General features: G+C 28.9%; 14 protein-coding genes. 12 read left to right on the top strand and 2 right to left on the bottom strand.

Annotated elements, in window-relative coordinates:
- Together Q0F58_RS11775 and Q0F58_RS11770 are read left to right on the top strand one after the other, a co-directional pair.
- On the top strand, positions 1-1,327 hold a 1,327-nt coding region (locus tag Q0F58_RS11775; RefSeq protein WP_294376710.1), incomplete at its 5' end, for an MATE family efflux transporter.
- 579 nt (positions 1,328-1,906) lie between these two features.
- Entirely contained in the window at positions 1,907-2,134 is a 228-nt protein-coding gene (locus Q0F58_RS11770) for a YgjV family protein (RefSeq protein ID WP_294376707.1), read from the top strand.
- Positions 2,135-2,189: 55 nt separating this feature from the next.
- Here Q0F58_RS11770 and Q0F58_RS11765 read toward each other — a convergent pair whose 3' ends face one another.
- A complete protein-coding gene (locus tag Q0F58_RS11765; protein WP_294376704.1) occupies positions 2,190-2,891 on the bottom strand; it encodes a GH3 auxin-responsive promoter family protein in 702 nt (233 codons plus the stop codon).
- A gap of 234 nt (positions 2,892-3,125) precedes the next feature.
- Between Q0F58_RS11765 and Q0F58_RS11760 the strand changes: the two genes are divergently transcribed.
- The 10 genes from Q0F58_RS11760 to Q0F58_RS11715 all read left to right on the top strand — a co-directional run bounded on the left by Q0F58_RS11760 (position 3,126) and on the right by Q0F58_RS11715 (position 17,650).
- The gene (locus tag Q0F58_RS11760) at positions 3,126-4,655 is read left to right on the top strand and encodes a response regulator (RefSeq protein WP_294376702.1); all 1,530 of its coding nucleotides are present in this window, start codon (positions 3,126-3,128) and stop codon (positions 4,653-4,655) included.
- Complete coding sequence (locus tag Q0F58_RS11755; RefSeq protein WP_294376701.1) at positions 4,645-6,348, top strand: sensor histidine kinase; 1,704 nt, start codon at positions 4,645-4,647, stop codon at positions 6,346-6,348. Before Q0F58_RS11760 ends, Q0F58_RS11755 begins: the two co-directional genes overlap by 11 nt.
- A 153-nt stretch (positions 6,349-6,501) precedes the next feature.
- The gene (locus Q0F58_RS11750; RefSeq protein WP_294376700.1) at positions 6,502-7,782 is read left to right on the top strand and encodes an extracellular solute-binding protein; all 1,281 of its coding nucleotides are present in this window, start codon (positions 6,502-6,504) and stop codon (positions 7,780-7,782) included.
- 73 nt (positions 7,783-7,855) lie between these two features.
- A complete protein-coding gene (locus tag Q0F58_RS11745) occupies positions 7,856-9,271 on the top strand; it encodes a carbohydrate ABC transporter permease (protein ID WP_294376698.1) in 1,416 nt (471 codons plus the stop codon).
- Positions 9,271-10,119: a sugar ABC transporter permease gene (locus tag Q0F58_RS11740; protein ID WP_294376695.1), complete on the top strand. Its 849-nt coding sequence runs from the start codon at positions 9,271-9,273 to the stop codon at positions 10,117-10,119. The genes Q0F58_RS11745 and Q0F58_RS11740 overlap by 1 nt, the downstream gene beginning before the upstream one ends.
- A gap of 75 nt (positions 10,120-10,194) precedes the next feature.
- On the top strand, positions 10,195-11,886 hold the full coding sequence (locus Q0F58_RS11735; protein ID WP_294376691.1) for an extracellular solute-binding protein: 1,692 nt from the start codon (positions 10,195-10,197) through the stop codon (positions 11,884-11,886).
- A 3-nt stretch (positions 11,887-11,889) separates the two neighbouring features.
- The gene (locus Q0F58_RS11730) at positions 11,890-13,848 is read left to right on the top strand and encodes an amylo-alpha-1,6-glucosidase (RefSeq protein WP_294376690.1); all 1,959 of its coding nucleotides are present in this window, start codon (positions 11,890-11,892) and stop codon (positions 13,846-13,848) included.
- Entirely contained in the window at positions 13,842-15,809 is a 1,968-nt protein-coding gene (pulA, locus tag Q0F58_RS11725; RefSeq protein ID WP_294376687.1) for a type I pullulanase, read from the top strand. Before Q0F58_RS11730 ends, pulA begins: the two co-directional genes overlap by 7 nt.
- A 79-nt stretch (positions 15,810-15,888) precedes the next feature.
- A complete protein-coding gene (locus tag Q0F58_RS11720; RefSeq protein WP_294376682.1) occupies positions 15,889-16,113 on the top strand; it encodes a YgjV family protein in 225 nt (74 codons plus the stop codon).
- A 214-nt stretch (positions 16,114-16,327) separates the two neighbouring features.
- Positions 16,328-17,650 carry an NCS2 family permease gene (locus Q0F58_RS11715; RefSeq protein WP_294376680.1) on the top strand — a complete coding sequence of 441 codons (1,323 nt, stop codon included), beginning with the start codon at positions 16,328-16,330 and terminating at the stop codon, positions 17,648-17,650.
- Positions 17,651-17,766: 116 nt separating this feature from the next.
- On the opposite strand, the gene Q0F58_RS11710 is transcribed toward Q0F58_RS11715, so the two are convergent.
- Positions 17,767-18,486 carry a GH3 auxin-responsive promoter family protein gene (locus Q0F58_RS11710; RefSeq protein ID WP_294376678.1) on the bottom strand — a complete coding sequence of 240 codons (720 nt, stop codon included), beginning with the start codon at positions 18,484-18,486 and terminating at the stop codon, positions 17,767-17,769.
- Positions 18,487-18,546 lie beyond the last annotated feature (60 nt).

The raw sequence follows: 18,546 nt of genomic DNA, 5'->3' as shown, positions 1-18,546 counted from the left end.
CACAATGATAAAATTTGCAGTTCCCTTCATACTAGCAAATCTTCTTCAAGCTTTTTATGGAGCTGCAGATCTTATAATTGTAGGTCAGTTTACAGATTCTGCAAATGTTTCCGCAGTAGCAATTGGAAGTCAGGCTATGCAGACAATTACAGGAATTATTGTTGGCCTTACAACAGGAGGGACGGTTCTTATAGGACAATATATGGGAGCTAAAAAGAAGGAGGATATTGCCGATACAATCGGAAATATGGTTATAATGTTTTCTATTATTGGAGTTATATTAAGTCTAATAATAGCATTATTTACAGAAAAAATTGTTACAGTTTTAAAAACTCCATCAGAAGCAATAGCTTATACACATGAATATATTTTCATATGTTCTATGGGAATTATTTTTATTGTTGGATACAATGCAGTTAGTGGTATTTTAAGAGGAATTGGTGATTCAAAAACTCCTCTCAAGTTTGTAGCAGTTGCCTGTATGGTTAATATAATACTGGATCTTATTTTAGTTGGAATTATGAAAGCAGGTGCAGAAGGTGCTGCCATAGCAACAATTAGTGCTCAAGGAGTAAGCCTTTTTCTAGCAGTTCTTAGTATAATAAGAAAAAATATCTTAAAAGTAAAGATTTCTATAAAAAATTTCAAACTAAATATGGGCAAACTAAAAAAAATATTTATTCTAGGCCTTCCAATTGCAGTTCAAGATATGCTTGTTAATATATCCTTCTTAATAATAACAGCTATAATAAATACATTAGGAGTTACAACCTCAGCAGCTGTAGGAGTTACAGAAAAGATTATAATTTTTCTTATGATTCCACCAACAGCATTTTCATCTGCAATTGCAGTAATGACAGCTCAAAATATAGCTGCAAAACAAGAAAAAAGAGCTAAAGAATCTCTTAAAATTGGAATAATTCTATCACTTGCTATAGGCATTATATGTTTTATATTTTGTCAGTTTTCTGGTAAGATACTTGCAAGAATATTTACCAGTGATACTGAAGTTGTAACACAAGCTGCAGTTTATCTAAAATCATATACAATAGATTGCATAATGGTAGCTTTCATATTCTGTATGAATGGATTTTTTAGCGGATGTGGACATACAACTTTTACTTTAATACATAGTCTTATTGCGACATTTTTATTTCGTATACCAATAGCATATTTTTTCTGCAGTGTTCATTTCACTTCATTATATAAAACAGGTCTTGCATCTCCTATAGCTTCTTCTGTTTCTGTTATAATCTGTTTTATATATTTTAAGTCAGGGAAATGGAGAAAAAACAGGCTTTTAGATAATATGGAATTGAGTGCATAATTTTTATTCAAAAATCTAGAGAAATGTTGTTGTAATATTTCCTTAAATTTAATTTGCATGATATTCATAAAATGGTAAAATATAAAAAATGGATTTGCTTCATAATTATCTGTAAATCTGCTCACGTTGTTATACTTCTTATAAATTATATGTAATCAAAAGAGGAGGGTTATATTAATGATATTGGTAAACTGCGTATGACGAAAAGATGATATTATACATGCTGTTGAAAATATAAAAATACAGAATAAACAAGTATTTAAATATAAGAAAACTAAAGGAATAAGAGTTCTTTTTGACACAGATATTGAAGATATTCAAGCTACAGAACTGGTTAAAAAGGCTATAAAAGAAATTTCTGGAAGTTCAGCTTTAGTAATTGATGTTGTTCCAATTGTCAGTGAAAACTTTTTTGATGGATATAATAAGCTTTTATATAAAACAAAAAAATAATAAAAATTAAAATATTCATTGAATTTTCTAAATGCTTTATTTTTAATTATCATAATAAAAACATAATAAGTCAGCCAAACTAATAATTAGAAGGTTCTTCTAATTTATTATGAAGGCGGTGAATTTATGTTTAATGTCTCATGGGTAGAATACATAGGATATGCAGCATCTATATTAATAGGAATCTCTATGTTTATGAAAAATATGGTAAAATTGAGATTGATAAATTTAATAGGAAGTTTATTATTTTCAATTTATGGTTTTATAATAAAAGCATATCCTGTTGCTATAGTCAATATAGTTATTGTATTTACAAACATGTATTATATATATAAATTAAAAAAACTTAAGTAAAATCATAATTATGGCGGAATAGCTTAAAATCTTTAAGATTTAGTTATTCCGTTTTTTAATAATATAATTCATCAAAATCTAATATTGAAGATATAAAAAGTCCACCTATATACATGAGATCTTTTTCCTTTAGTGCAAATAAAACATGAAGATAAAATGCAGTATTTTTATCTTCTAATTCCATAACTTCAATAGGTGAAGTCCATACATATTCTGATATTCTCTTAATCCTGCGCATTCCTCCTGAAGAAGCAGAAGTGACATTCATTCCACCTTTAGATTTTGTTCCGCTGTTCATATCAACAAGCATAGTGCCTTTTCCATATGTCCATTGATTTTTAAAACGATCGTAAACAAATTTTTGACATAGGATACCATTAAGTTTTAAAGTCAAATTTCTGCTGGATTTAGTTATTGGCAAAAGTTTTTGTCCTCCAGTAGTTCCTGATGAATGGCCGAAATATTCCACATCTTCCTTTGTTAATATATTTTTCTGTCCTTTTGATTCCATAAGAATAAGCTGTTCAAAATCACTATAGTCGTTTAGTTTAACTTGAACTTTAAAGTCATTAATAGATTCAATATTTTCAAATTTATGATTTTGACCATATAAAGTATTTTTATTTTCATTTATTATTTCAAAAAGGATTTCCCTACTTTTTTGAAGAGGGATTTTAGTGTATTCATTAAAATTCTTCTGCATTTCATTACCTTCAAGTATCAATCCTTTATAGAATGCTTTACTTACAATGCTCATATTAGTTCACTTCAATTAATAATTAATTTTACAATATGATTTATGATATTATATGGGATTTGGTGACAATAGAAGAAATTCACTATTTCTATGTATTCATATTACTATTCAGTATAAATAATCTTTGTTAAATAATACTATTATATGTTAAAATATAGTTACATTAATATTAATTGTAAATTAAACCAATATAAGAATTTGTGGGTGAACTTATGAAAACAGGATGTGATAGTAATGTATAGTATATTAATTGTAGATGATGAAAAAATAGAAAGAAGAGGAATAAAGTTTCTGTTAAAACAAATTGGAGTAAAGTTAGAAATTTACGAAGCATCAAATGGTAAAGAAGCTTTAGAGTTTCTTCAAAAAAACAATGTTGATATATTGTTTACTGATATAAAAATGCCATTTATGGATGGAATACAGTTAATAAATGAAGTTAAGAAAAATAATATGAAAAATAAAATTGTTATATTCAGCGGATATGAGGAATTTGAATATGCTAAATTTGCTACTAAGATGGGGGTGTTAAATTACATATTAAAACCTGTTGATCCAAAAGAGTTTGAAGAAACTATACTAAGGATTATAAAGGATATAAATAGAGAAAATGAGGAAAAAAATAGAAAAATTAAGAATATAGATTTTATGAAGGAACATATATTATATTCTCTAGTTAACGGTATGAAATATGAAGAACTTATACATAAAACTAAGAATATTATGGATTTAGACTTTTTGAAATCGTATAACCGAATGTTTTTAATTGAATTTAACTATGATTTCTTTGGACAAAGTGAAGTGGATTTTGAAAAATTTATTCATGAAAAAATTAATTATGAATTTCAATACTTAAATTTAAATTTGAGACAGGCCCTGCTTATCTTCAATAAAATAGACAATGATATAAATAGAATAAAAGAAATAGGAATTAATATACACGATGTTGTATATGATAAATTCCGCATGAATTGTTATGTGAGTATTGGTCAAGAAATAAAGGATATAAGGGACATATCAGAATGTTTTAAAAAGATGGAATTAACTGTGGAAAAGAAATTCTATTATACAAATATTTATGTATTTATGGATGATGATTCTAAGGATGCTGAAGATGTCAGTGATGATAATATAATGAAATCAATAAAACAGGATATTAAGGTTAAAAATATTGATAACCTAAAGAAAGATTTCAATTTATTATGTAGCAAATATAGTAAAGAAAATAGTATTTCTCAGATTTATCTTAAATTTATCTTTTCAGAGATTTTAAAAGAATTGTATAAGAGTATGAAAGATATTAAAGAAAGTGATTTTAAAGAGGATATAACAAGATTATATAGATCAACCGATTTTACTAATGTCATAAGTATTGTAAATGGCTATATTAACAAGTTGAGTCAGTGTGAAACAAATAATACTTCTTTAGTTCACAAGGAAATTGAAAGTGTAAAAAAATTCATCATGGAAAATTATGAAAAAGATTTAAGTGTTGATACATTAGCTGCTAATGTATGTCTTGCACCAAGCTATTTGAGTTATGTATTTAAAAAAGAAACTGGACAGAATATAAGCAAGTACATAAAAGCATGTAGAATGAATAAAGCTAAAGATCTTCTTGAAAACAGTTACGATAAAATAGTTAATATAAGTTATGCTGTAGGATATAGAAATGTATCTTATTTTTGTCAGAGCTTTCGTGAATATTTTGGAATTAGTCCTCAGAAATATAGAAGCGAAGGTGAGTCTTTAAATGAAGATTAGTAATATCATAAGTGATTTAAAATTCAGATATAAACTTCTTTTGACCTATATTCTGCTTGGGTTTATGCCTATAGCTGTTCTATCAATTATATGGTATAACCAGACAAAGGAAATAGTAATAAATCAAGAAAAGGCAAATATACAGAACTATTTATCTCAAGCGGTTTCGAATATGGACAACCAGCTCAGGATATACAATAATTTATCGGACTATATTGGATTTAATCAGACAGTATCAAATGTGGTAAGTCATAATTATCAAAGCTATTATGAGATGTATGACCAGTTTTCTAGTATGCTTGATCCAATTTTATCTTCACTTAAATATTTTCACAGTGATATTAATAGGGTTACTATATATGCCAGGGAAGACATAGTAAAACACGATACTACAATTGCTCCTATATCAGATATAGAGAATGAAGAGTGGTTTTCAGATTTAAATGATAATAGCAATATTCACTGGTATGTATCAAAGGAAAATAGAAAAGCATTTTCCGCTAGAAACATGCCTACCTTGCATTTAGATTCAGGATTTGGAGTGTTATATCTAGATGTTGATTATAGCAAGCTATTTGAATCATTTAATAATATGAAAGATTCCAACTATGGTATATTCGTAGTGGATAAAGACGGAAATAACATATTAGAAGTATCCAGATTTGAAGATAAAAATAAATATATGCAGATGACTTATGATGAATATAAACAGAATAAAGAAAAGAATAAACTTAATGACTATGCAATAGTTGAATGTAATTCAAATTGTGAAGCATGGTCAATTATCTTATACAAACCAGAAAGCCTTATATATAATTCAATAAACAGTCTATTTACCAAAACAGCAGGAGTTATATTATTTTTAATAGCATTATCATTTATTACATCTACATTTTTATCTCGATTTATGGTTTCTGATATAGAAAAACTTAGAGCAGATATGGAAAATGTAGAAAAAGGAGATATGAATGTTACTATAAACAGTAATAGAAAAGATGAGATTGGAACATTAATAAGAGGTTTTAGAAATATGATATTCCAAATCAAATCATTGATAGAAGATGTTTATGAAAGCAAGATAATACAAAAGGATTATGAAATGAAAGCACTTCAGGCTCAGATTAATCCTCATTTTTTATATAATACATTATCTCTTATAAACTGGATGGCAATTGAAGCAGACCAAAAAGAAATAAGTAAGATAACATTAAATTTATCAACATTTTATAGAACAGCCTTAAATAAGGGAAAAAATATTCTCACAATTAGAGATGAACTTAAAAATACAAAATCATATTTAGATATTCAGCTTATGATGCATGACTATGAATTTGATGTGGTTATGAATATAAATGATGAAATATTAGAATATAAAATTTTAAATCTCATATTGCAGCCTCTTGTTGAAAATGCCATAGATCATGGAATTGATTTAAAGACAAATGGAAGAGGCATAATCACAATAACAGGTAACAAAAAAGATAATAATATTTATCTGATAGTAGAAGACAACGGAGTAGGTATGGAACAAGATAAAATCCATACTATACTTACAAATAAGTCTAAAGGGTATGGTGTGCGTAACGTTAATGAAAGGATAAAGCTATATTATGGTGAAGATTACACTATGCATGTAGAAAGTGAAATAGGTTCGGGAACGAAAATAATAGTGAAAATTCCAGCAGAATTATAGAAAAATCTTATAAATTTATAAGAAAATAAAATATTTATATGTTTCTAAAAATTTTTATATGTTTCTAAAAATTTTTATAAAATATAAAATTAAATTGTAATCAGGAATACGATTTCAGAAAACGAAATCAAAAAAAGAAGAGAGGGCGTAAATATGAAAGTAAAAAAGGTATTATCAATTATTTTAACTGCATCAATTGCAGCCACTTGTATGTTAGGATGTGGATCATCAAGCACAGCAAGCAGTAGTTCTTCAGGTTCTGATAGTTCAGATGGAACTATTACATTAAAGGTATGGGCACCACAAGAAGATCAAACTCCTAGTGATAAATATTCAAATGGAATTATTCCATATCTTTGTGATAAATTCAATGAAGAACATCCAGAATGGAATATAAAATTTGATTATGCAGCAGTATCAGAAGGTGATGCTAATAAAGAAGCATTAAAAGACTTAGATGCTACAGCAGATGTTTTCTTATATGCTAATGACCAGATTCCAAGTATGGTTGAAGCAGGAGCTATTTCTAAACTTGGTGGTAAATATGTTGATGAAATGAAAGAAAACAACAGTGAAGCAATGATTAACTCAGTAACATATAAAGATGGAGTTTATGGATTCCCATTTACACCAAACACATTCATGTTATTCTATGATAAGAGTAAATTTAGCGCTGATGAAGTAAAAAATCTTGATACAATGATGTCTAAAGATTTAGGTGATGGAGTATCAAACTTCTCATGTCCTATCAATAACAGCTGGTATATTTCATCATTCTACTATGCTGGCGGCGGAGAATTATTTGGAGAAAATGGTACAGATGAAAATGCAGGCATGACATTTGGAGATCATCCAGAAGTTACAAAATATCTTGTAAACTTAAAGAACAATCCTAAATATTTCTGTGAGCCAGCAGATTCAACAGGAGCTTCATTAAGTAAGTTTACAGATGGTAAATTAGGTGCATTTACAACCGGTTCTTGGGATGCAGATGCTATTAAAAAAGCTTTAGGAGATAACATGGGAGTAACTCAGCTTCCAACTATAACTCTAGATGGACAACAAAAACAATTAAAATCATTTGCAGGTTCAAAAGCAGTTGGTGTTAACCCTAAGTGTAAGAACATGGAAGTAGCAGTTGCCCTTGCAGCATACTTAGGCGGAGAAGAATCACAAAAATTACACTTTGAAGTTAGAGGATATGTACCAACATGGAAATCAGTTACAGAATCAGACGCAGTTAAGAATGATATAGTTGCTTCAGCTGTTATTGCAGAAATAAACAATGCTTCAAAGACTCAGCCAATGGTTAAGAAGATGGATAACTATTGGAGTCCAGCAGAAGCAATGGGTAAATCAATTATCCAAGGAGATGTAACTTTAGACAATGCTGACCAAAAGACAAAAGATATGGGAGCAAGCATGAACAAATAGTCTTTAGTAATATTTTATCTTATATTGGAGCCTTATCTTAAGGCTCCTTATATTAAAAAGGAGGAATTTTAAGGTGAAAAAACAAAAACCAAAAGAGCCTTCAAAGAAAATATCTGCAACAGATAAATTAAATGCAGAATATACGGTTTCAAATGCATTTAAACATGGTGACAAGTTTACTAAGCTATCAATGTTTATACTAGGTGCTGGAAACCTTGCTCACAAAGAGTATATAAAAGGTATCTTATTTTTATTAACAGAAATATTATTTATAATTCAAATGTTGACTACAGGTCTTAATTCAATATATATGTTAGGATCACTTGGTACAAAGGAAACAGGTGAAGTTTTCAATGAATCTAAACAGGTATATGAATATGTAATAGGCGATAACTCAATGCTTATTTTATTATATGGTGTTGCAACATTCTTCTTGATAGCAGCATTTGTTATAATATGGAGAGCAGGAGTAAAATCTGCATATAAAGTACAAGTTAAAAGTGAGAGAAATCAACATATTCCTTCATTCAAGGAGGAAATGTTAACATATCTTGATGGCAATCTTCACAAAACATTATTGTTCTTTCCTTCAATGGGTATTATATTATTTACAATTATTCCAGTTGTCTTTATGATGACTATGGCATTTACAAATTATGATAGAGATCATCAGCCACCTGGAAACTTATTTCACTGGATTGGATTAACAAACTTTAGCCAAGTATTAGATTTTTCAGGTGAACTAGGACGTACATTCTGGAGTGTTCTTGGATGGACAGTTGTATGGGCATTCTTTGCAACATTCTTAAATTACTTCTTTTCTATGATAGTAGCATTAGTTATTAACCGTAAAGGAACTAAATTTAAATCATTCTGGAGATTTGGATTTGTATTATCTATAGCAGTGCCACAATTTGTATCATTATTAATTATGAATACAATGCTTCAACCAGAAGGTGCTGTAAATGTATTACTTAGAAACTTAGGTTTCTTGGCACAAGGTCAGTCGCTCCCATTCTGGACAGACGTTACTTGGGCTCGTGTAACTCTTATAATTGTTAACTTATGGGTAGGTATTCCTTATGGTATTTTAACAATGACAGGTATCCTTCAAAATATACCAGAAGATTTATACGAAGCAGCAAGAGTTGATGGAGCAAATACAGTTGTTATATTCTTCAAAATTACATTACCATACATGTTATTTGTAACTGCACCAAAATTAATTACTGATTTTGTTGCTAATATTAATAACTTCAATGTAATTTATTTGTTAACAGGTGGTGCACCAGCAACTATGGATTATTACAAAATGTCAGCTGGTAAAACAGACTTACTTGTTACATGGTTATATAAATTGACTATTGAACAAAAAGACTACAATTTAGGTGCTGTTATATCTATATTTATATTTATAATATCAGCAGTTTCTGCACTAGTAGTATTTAAGAGAACAGGATCTTATAAAAATGAGGAGGGATTCCAATAATGAAGAGCAGAAAAGCATTAACAAATTTAATAGTGCACATAATACTTGCAGTTTTAGTTTTCATATGGGTACTTCCAATAGCCTGGGTTATTTTGATCTCATTTAGAGGTGAGAGCGGCGCATATACATCAACATTCTTACCTAAAACATATACAATAGATAATTACGTACGACTATTTACAGAAACTGATTTATTCAATTTCCCTAGATGGTTCTGCAATACATTCGTTGTAGCAATATTCAGCTGCATTGTTTCTACATTCTTTGTACTATCAGTTGCTTATGTAATGTCAAGGATGAGATTTAAAATGAGAAGAAGACTTATGGATATATCATTAATACTTGGTATGTTCCCAGGATTCTTAACAATGATTGCAGTTTATTATATCTTAAAAGCTATGGGGCTTACAGAGGGAGCATTAAAGCTAGTATCATTAGTTCTAGTATATTCGGGAGGAACTGGTATTACATTCTTTGTAGCAAAAGGATTCTTTGATACAATTCCAAAAGCAATTGATGAAGCAGCTATCATAGATGGATGTACAAGATGGCAGATTTTCACAAAGATTACTATACCATTATCTAAGCCAATTATAGTACAAACTATAGTTACAGCATTTATAGCTCCTTGGATAGATTTCATATTTGCAAAAGTTATTTGTGGTACAGATACTCAATATTACACAGTAGCAATTGGATTATGGAATATGCTTACTAAGGAAAATATAACTAATTTCTATACAAGATTTGCGGCAGGTGCAGTTTTAGTTTCAATACCAATAGCAATTTTATTCTGTTCAATACAGAAATACTATACACAAGGTAGTGCAGGTGCTGTAAAAGGTTAGAAAAATATTGTTACAGAGCATAATTTGGTGTATTATATAAAATATGACAGATTACTGGTTCTGGGAGGAATAAATATGAAAAAGCCTTTAATTTTGATATTTGCATTATTATATATATTACAAAATATGATTGGGTGTTATGATAGCACCCAATCATTTCATAATCAGAAAGAAATAGATGCCCAATATGAAGAAGCATGCAATACACCATTTGGAAGATATCCTGAAACTATTACTTATACACTAGGTAAAATGGCAGGAGAAAACAATTCTAACATGCCAGAAAATGATACTTATGAAAATAATGCATATACTAGATATTTGAAAAATAAGCTAAATATACAAAATAAAGATGTATTCGAAAATATAGATAATAATTATGATAATATGCTTAATATGGCTATTTCAGAAAACAATATCCCAGATATTATGGTTGTTGACGATTATTCATATTTAAAACTTCTTGTTGAAAATGATATGATAGAAGATTTAAGTGATGTTTATGAAAGGTGTGCTAGTGAAAGAATAAAAGATATTTATAAAAGTTATGGTGATGAAATTTTAGACAATGTAACTTTTGATGGAAAGCTTATGGCATTACCTGAAACAAATATTGATAATGGACCTAATATGTTATGGCTTAGAAAAGATTGGATGGACAAATTTGGTTTAGAACCGCCAAAGACATTTGATGATGCTATAAATATAATAAGAGAATTTATTGAAAAAGACCCTGGAAACAATGGTAAAGGCAAGACAATAGGACTTGCTTGTTTTCCAGAAGTAACAAATCAAAGAGGATATAGTAATACTGGAAAAGTTGATGTGATTTTTTCTTTATTTGGCTCTTATCCTGATCAGTGGATTAAAAATGCAGAAGGAGATTTAGTTTATGGTTCTGTTCAAAATGAATCTAAAAAAGCTTTATCATATTTGAATCAATTGTATAGTAGTGGAATATTAGATAAACAATTTCTATTACGTAATCAAAATAATATAAAAGATATAATTGAGCAGGGACAATGTGGTGCATTTTTTGGTTTATGGTGGTCACCTAATAATCCTTTAATGAATTCTTTGAATTATGATAGCAGTGCTAAATGGGAACCTTTTATGATTCCTACAAATGAAGATGGAAGCACAAGCTTTTGTTCACAAAATCCAAGTAACAAGTTCATTGTTGTAAGAAAAGGTTATGAGCATCCAGAAATTGTTATGAAAGAATGTAGTGTATTATTTGATTATTTTAACAGCAGCAATAAAGAAGCTCATGAGATAAAACAATATTATGTTAATAATGTAGATCCTACAGCTAGACCATTTGCAATAAACATAGATTATAAAGATGCTTTAGTTGAAGGATATAAAAATATAACTGATGTTTTAAATGGTAAAAAAGATGTAGATGATCTTCAGCTCATTGAATATTCCTACTATGAGCAATGCAAAAGATATTTAGAAAATCCAAATGAAGCATCTGTTGAAGATTGGGCTGCATATACATCAAGAATTAGCGCTACATCACTTCTAGTTAATTCAAATATTAATAATGTTCAAACATACTTTTTCAATAAAGAAACAAAAACAATGTCAAAAGTATGGTGGAAATTAAAAGAATTAGAAAAGCAGGCATATTTGAAAATAATAACAGGTGAAGAACCTATTGATTATTTTGATAAATTTGTTTCGGAATGGTACAAGCAAGGTGGAGATATAGTTACAAGTGAAGTTAGAGATGAAATAAATATGAATAGTAGAAAGGATTAATATATGAAATTTATATATGGAAAAAATGACTGGAGTTCAATAGAAAGAGGACAAGAAAACTGCTTTCTCCTAACAAATGGATTAGGTGGTTTTTCTTCCCTAACTATGATTGGTTCTAATGCAAGAAATGATCATGCCATTTTAATGGCATGTTTAAAAGCACCTAATAACAGGTATAATTTAATTCCTAATATAGGTGAAACTTTAGAAGTAAATAAAAACTTATATGATTTATCAAGCCAGGAATATTTAAATTCAAAGTTAAATAGAACCGGCTTTTTTTATGAAAGCAGATTTGAATTTGAGTATATTCCAAAGTGGACATATGATGTATATGGATTAGAAGTGAATAAGACTATTGCAATGAAACATGGGGAAAATACTGTAGGTGTTAAATATGAAGTAATTAATTTTACACATAATGAAGCTAAACTAATATTAACTCCATATTTAGAATTTGTTCCAAAAGGCAGCTTACTTAGTAAAAATCAAAAGTTCAATGTGGATGATAATAAAATTTCAAGCAATGATATTACTTTAAATTTTAAAACTAATGGTGAAGTAATTACATTTGAAACTAAGTTTATTCAGGATATTTTATATTCTCATGATGAAAGAGATGGCAGGGACAAAATAGGATGCAATGCTTACAATCATAATATAGAGTTTATTATAGAGCCAAAATCAAAAAAAGAATTTTACGTTATTTATAGTACAGAAATAATAACAGAAACAATTGATGAAATAATAGAAAATTCTATTAATTACAATAAGGAATTGATTAATAGAAGTAAAGTAAAAAGTGAAATTGGGAAAATGTTGGTAAAAGCTGCGAATGATTTTATAGTAAGCAGAGAATCTACAGGTGGAAAGACCATTATAGCAGGATATCCATTCTTTACTGACTGGGGAAGAGATACTATGATTGCATTACCTGGGCTTACACTTGCAGTAAATGATTTTGAATGTGCTAAAAGTATATTAAGGACATTTATGCAGTACTGCAGAAAAGGAATTATGCCAAACCTCTTCCCTGAAGGTGAAAATAGTGCAATGTACAATACTGCAGATGCTTCACTCTTATTTATAAATACAGTTTATGAATACTATACTTTGACAGAGGATATTGAGTTTATAAAAGAAGCCTATGTTGTCATGGAAGATATAATATATTGGTATAAAAACGGTACTGATTTTAATATAAAAATGGATTGTGATGGTCTCATAGAAGCTGGAAGTAACTTAGATCAAGTTACTTGGATGGATGTAAGGATTAATGATATACTTCCAACTCCAAGACATGGCAAACCAGTGGAAATTAATGCTTACTGGTATAATGCTTTAAATGTAATGGCTGTTCTAGGCAAGATTTTAGGAAAAGACGTAAGTGCTTATGAATCACTAGCTGTTAAAGTAAAACAAAGTTTTAATGAAAAGTTCTGGAATGAAGAAAAGTCATGCTTAAAGGATGTAGTATCAGGACATAATTATGATAATCAAATTAGATGTAATCAAATATGGGCTGTATCAGGGCACTTTTCCATATTGCCTCATGAAAGAGAAATAAAAGTAGTAGATACTGTATTTAAAAAATTGTATACTCCATATGGATTAAGAACCTTGTCATGTGATGATCCTGAATTTAAGGGATTTTATGGTGGAGTTCAATATGATAGAGATTTAGCTTATCATCAGGGTACAACGTGGGTATATCCACTTGGCGCATATTATATGGCTTATTTAAAGGTAAATGAATACTCCAATGAATCTTTAGAAATAGTTAAAAATCAATTAGAAGTTATGGAATCTGCTTTAAGAGAAGGGTGTATAGGCCAGCTTCCAGAAGTATATGATGGTGAAAATCCATCAATATCAAAAGGATGTTTTGCTCAAGCTTGGAGCGTAGGTGAAATATTAAAAGTATATAAATTAATTGAATTAAAAGGAGAAAAAACATGTTAAGTCCTATTGAATTAAAAAAGCTTTATTCATCAAATGAATTTATAAATAAATACACATACTCAAATAATGATTTAGGTATTACTTATAGCAGAGAAAAAACTGTATTTAAGATATGGGCACCAACTGCAGAAAAAATTATTTTGAATTTATATAAGAGCGGAAATTATAATGAACATGATATTATTACTTCATATGAGTTGGAATCCCACAAATATGGAACGTGGGTAAAGACATTAAATGGAGATTTAAATGGTCTGTATTATGATTACAAGGTATATGTAAATGGTTCTATTAATATTACTAATGATCCGTACAGTATAGCATGTGGAGTAAATGGAAAGAGGAGCATGATAGTTGATTTAAGTGATACTAACCCTGATGGATGGGATGAAGATTATGCTAGAGATAGAAATAATGAATGTCCAGTTATATATGAGCTTCATATTAAGGATTTTTCCTTTGATAAGGCTAGTGGAATAAAAGATGAATATAGAGGTAAATATCTTGCTTTCACACAGACTGGAACTACATTAAACAATGATGGAATTCATAAAACAGGTATAGATTATTTGAAATCCCTTGGCATAACACATGTACATTTATTACCTTGTTTTGATTATGGTTCGGTAGATGAAGGTTCAAAAGATGAAAGCCAGTTTAACTGGGGATATGATCCAGTAAATTATAATGTACCAGAAGGCTCTTATTCAACAAATCCTTTTGATGGAAAGGTAAGAATAAAGGAATTCAAAGAAATGGTACAGGCTATTCATAAAGCTGGTTTAAAGGTGGTAATGGATGTTGTATATAATCATACCTATAATCTAGATACTTCACTACAAAAGGTAGTTCCATATTATTATTACAGAGTAAATGACGATGGCACACTTTCAGATGGTTCGGCATGTGGAAATGATACTGCAAGCGACAGAATAATGTATAGAAATTATATGATTAATTCCGTTTTATACTGGGCAGAAGAATACCATATTGATGGTTTTAGATTTGATTTAATGGGTCTTCATGATGTGGAAACTATGAATGCTATAAGAAAAGCATTAAATGAACTTCCAGATGGTGAGAATATAATAATGTATGGAGAGCCATGGGCTGCAGGAGAAACAGCTATGGATAAAAAAGCTGTGCCTGCCTTGAAGAAGAATGTGAATTTATTGGATGAAAACGTAAGCATATTCTGTGATGACACTAGGGATTCAATAAAAGGACATGTGTTTTATGGAGAAGTACCTGGATTTATTAATGGAGGAATTGGATTTGAAGACAAGATAAAGTCTAGTGTACTTGCATGGTGCAGTGGTAATAATGAATATTTACCTCATTCTCCAAAACAGATAATTTCATATGTTTCTGCACATGATAACTTCACACTTTATGATAAATTAATGGAAACATTAAGAGAAATGAAAGATTATAATAAATATGATGAGGAGCTTATAAGATTAAATAAGCTTTCTGCATCCATTGTATTTACATGTCAAGGAATTAACTTCTTCCAAGCTGGAGAGGAATTTGCTCGTACAAAGCAGGGAGAAGACAACAGCTTTGATTTATCGCCAGAATTAAATATGATTGATTGGAAGAGGGTTTATGAATATGAAGACTTAGTAAATTATTATAAAGGTATTATAAAATTACGTAAGAATTTTACTGCTCTTCATAGCATGAAAAATGAAAATTTAGAACGTTATGATTTTAAAGATACTAAACATGATAATTTAGTTTGCTATACACTATTAAATGATCCAGACTCAAAAGATATATTTAAAAAATTATTTATTGCATATAACAGCAGTTTGAATGATTTAAATTTAAATCTGCCTGAAGGAAAGTGGCAGTTACTAGTGAATGAGAAAAGATCAGATTTATTTAATGATGAAATTTTTGCTTCTGGTAATATAAGTATACCTAAGCAAAGTGCTCTTATTTTAGGCCAGAAGTAAAAATATTCGAAGCAATAGTAATAAATAAAATAAATTAACGCATACTACATAGAGATACTACTATGAAAGGCGTGAAATTATGTTTAATGTCCCTTGGATAGAATATGTAGGATATGCAGCATCTATTCTTATAGGTATATCAATGTTTATGAAGAATATAGTGAAGCTGAGATTTATAAATCTTTTGGGAAGTCTTTTATTTACCTTTTATGGTTTTACTATAAAAGCTTATCCTGTAGCAATAGTTAATGTAATTATAGTATTTACAAATATTTATTATATATATAAGATGACAAATGAATAGTGTCAAAAAGGTGGATGTTAATTAATAAACTTACCTTTTTATACAATATTTTTAGTATAAAATTTAATCATATTCGCGTTGTTTGTTATTTAAAGAAAAAAATACGAAAAAAAGAAAGAAAAATATAAAAAAATATTCGACAAAACTATTGCTTGATTTAAAAATATAATTTACTATAGTTAAGTAACAATTTAATATACGAAAGAGTGAGAATATGAAAAACTTATTTAAGAAAAACGGCAAAGTAGACAATTATTTCGGTTTAAGCAAAAATAATACGAATGCTAAGACAGAATTTATTGCTGGTCTTACGACTTTTATGACTATGGCTTACATATTAATTGTAAATCCGTCTATTTTGTCAGCAGCAGGAATGGATAGTGGTGCAGTATTTACTGCAACAGCTTTATCATCAGTTGTAGCAACACTTATTATGGGAATATATGCAAAACTTCCATTTGCACAGGCGCCAGGTATGGGACTTAATGCATTTTTTGCTTATACAGTAGTATTAGGTATGGGATATTCTTATGAATTTGCATTAACAGCAGTATTTTTAGAAGGACTTATCTTTATATTACTTACTTTATTTAATGTGCGTGAAGCAATAGTTGATTCAATTCCAGATAACATTAAAAAAGCTATTTCTGTAGGTATTGGATTATTTATTGCATTAGTTGGACTTCAAGGTGCGGGTATTGTTGTTCACCCTGAAGACGGCGGAACAATATTAGCATTAGGGAATATAACTAGTGGGTCAGGTCTTTTAGCTATAATAGGTATATTATTAACGGGTATATTATATGTGAGAAATGTGAAGGGTGCATTATTTATAGGAATGATAATAACAGCTATTATTGGCATTCCTTTTGGAGTGACTACAGTTCCTTCAAGTATAGCAAGTATGCCGCCATCATTTAGTTCATTATTATTTCAATTTGAATGGCATAACATTTTTTCATTTGATATGGTAATAGTTTTATTTACATTACTATTTATGGATATGTTTGATACTATAGGTACTTTAGTAGGAGTAGCTACAAAATCAAAGATGCTTGATGAAAATGGAAAAGTTCCAAACATAAAAAAAGCTTTATTTGCAGATGCAATAGGAACTACATTTGGAGCATGTGTAGGAACTAGCACAGTAAGTACATATGTTGAAAGTGCTGCAGGCGTTGCTGAAGGTGGTAGAACAGGACTTACAGCTGTATCAACATCATTTATGTTCTTATTATCATTATTCTTTGCACCTTTATTTGGAGCAATAACTTCTGCTGTAACATGTTCAGCATTAGTATTAGTTGGACTATTTATGATTGAGCCAATAAAAGAAATAGAATTAAATGACTTTACAGAAGCTATTCCAGCATTCTTAACTATAATAATGATGCCTCTTGCTTATAGTATATCTGATGGAATAGTATTTGGAGTTATTTCATACATATTATTAAAATTATGTTCTGGAAAAAGAAAAGACATAAGTATAACTACAGTTATAGTAGGTATTATATTCATACTTAAATTTTTAATGTAATATATTTTTCTCATTAATAATACATAATACTCTTAAAAATGAGGCTGGAAATTAAGTGTTTCCAGTCTCATTTTATCATTAGATAAAGGATTTTTAATACATACATTTTATTTATACTACAATTTTTCTATAATATCCTTGCTTTTTATAACTCTAGGTATTTTTATCTGATTTCCAGAAACTCCTGTTTTTAAAATATTATCTTTATATTTTTTAAAAGTTCCTCTTTTTACAAACTTGACTTTCAATCTTTGAAGTCTTTTGCTTTTTCTGAAACGTTCATATGCAGGATTGCATTTCATAAGTTGTTTGTCTAATTCACTTTCAAACATGTCTATTCCATATTTGCAATTAAAGTTTTCCATTTCAAGATAAAAAATATATCTTCCTGGAGTAACACCATTGTCTGCATAAGTTGTATAATCTATAATGTTAAGATTATAATTTTTTATTACCTGCATCAGCGCTGCATTTACATGATTTTCAGTTGTTTTTTCTGAAACCATGTTTAAAAGCATGTTTTTTCTGAAAAGGAATTTTATTTTAGACGTATCATTATAAAATCCCGTAACTTTTACAATATCACCAAGTCTGTATCTATACAACCCATTTATTGTAGTAAGAACAATTTCATAATTTTCATTTTTATTTACTTCATTTATAAGATAAGTTTTGGGATTTTCTTTGTATATATCATCTAATTTAATAAATTCATAAAAACATGAATCTGGAATCATAATATATTCTATTTTATCAGGATATGGATTTATACCTATAAATCCTTCTGTTGAAGCATATGCTTTTTTATATATACATTTCAATTGAGCAAATTTCATATTTGCTCATCGGCTAAATATCTAGTTTTGATTTTAAGCAAAAAGGAAGATCACCCCAAA

Source organism: uncultured Clostridium sp. (genome assembly GCF_934754915.1).
GTDB lineage: Bacteria > Bacillota > Clostridia > Clostridiales > Clostridiaceae > Clostridium.
The sequence above is the reverse complement of the archived record's forward strand: the minus strand, read 5'-3'. Positions and strand labels throughout refer to the sequence as shown.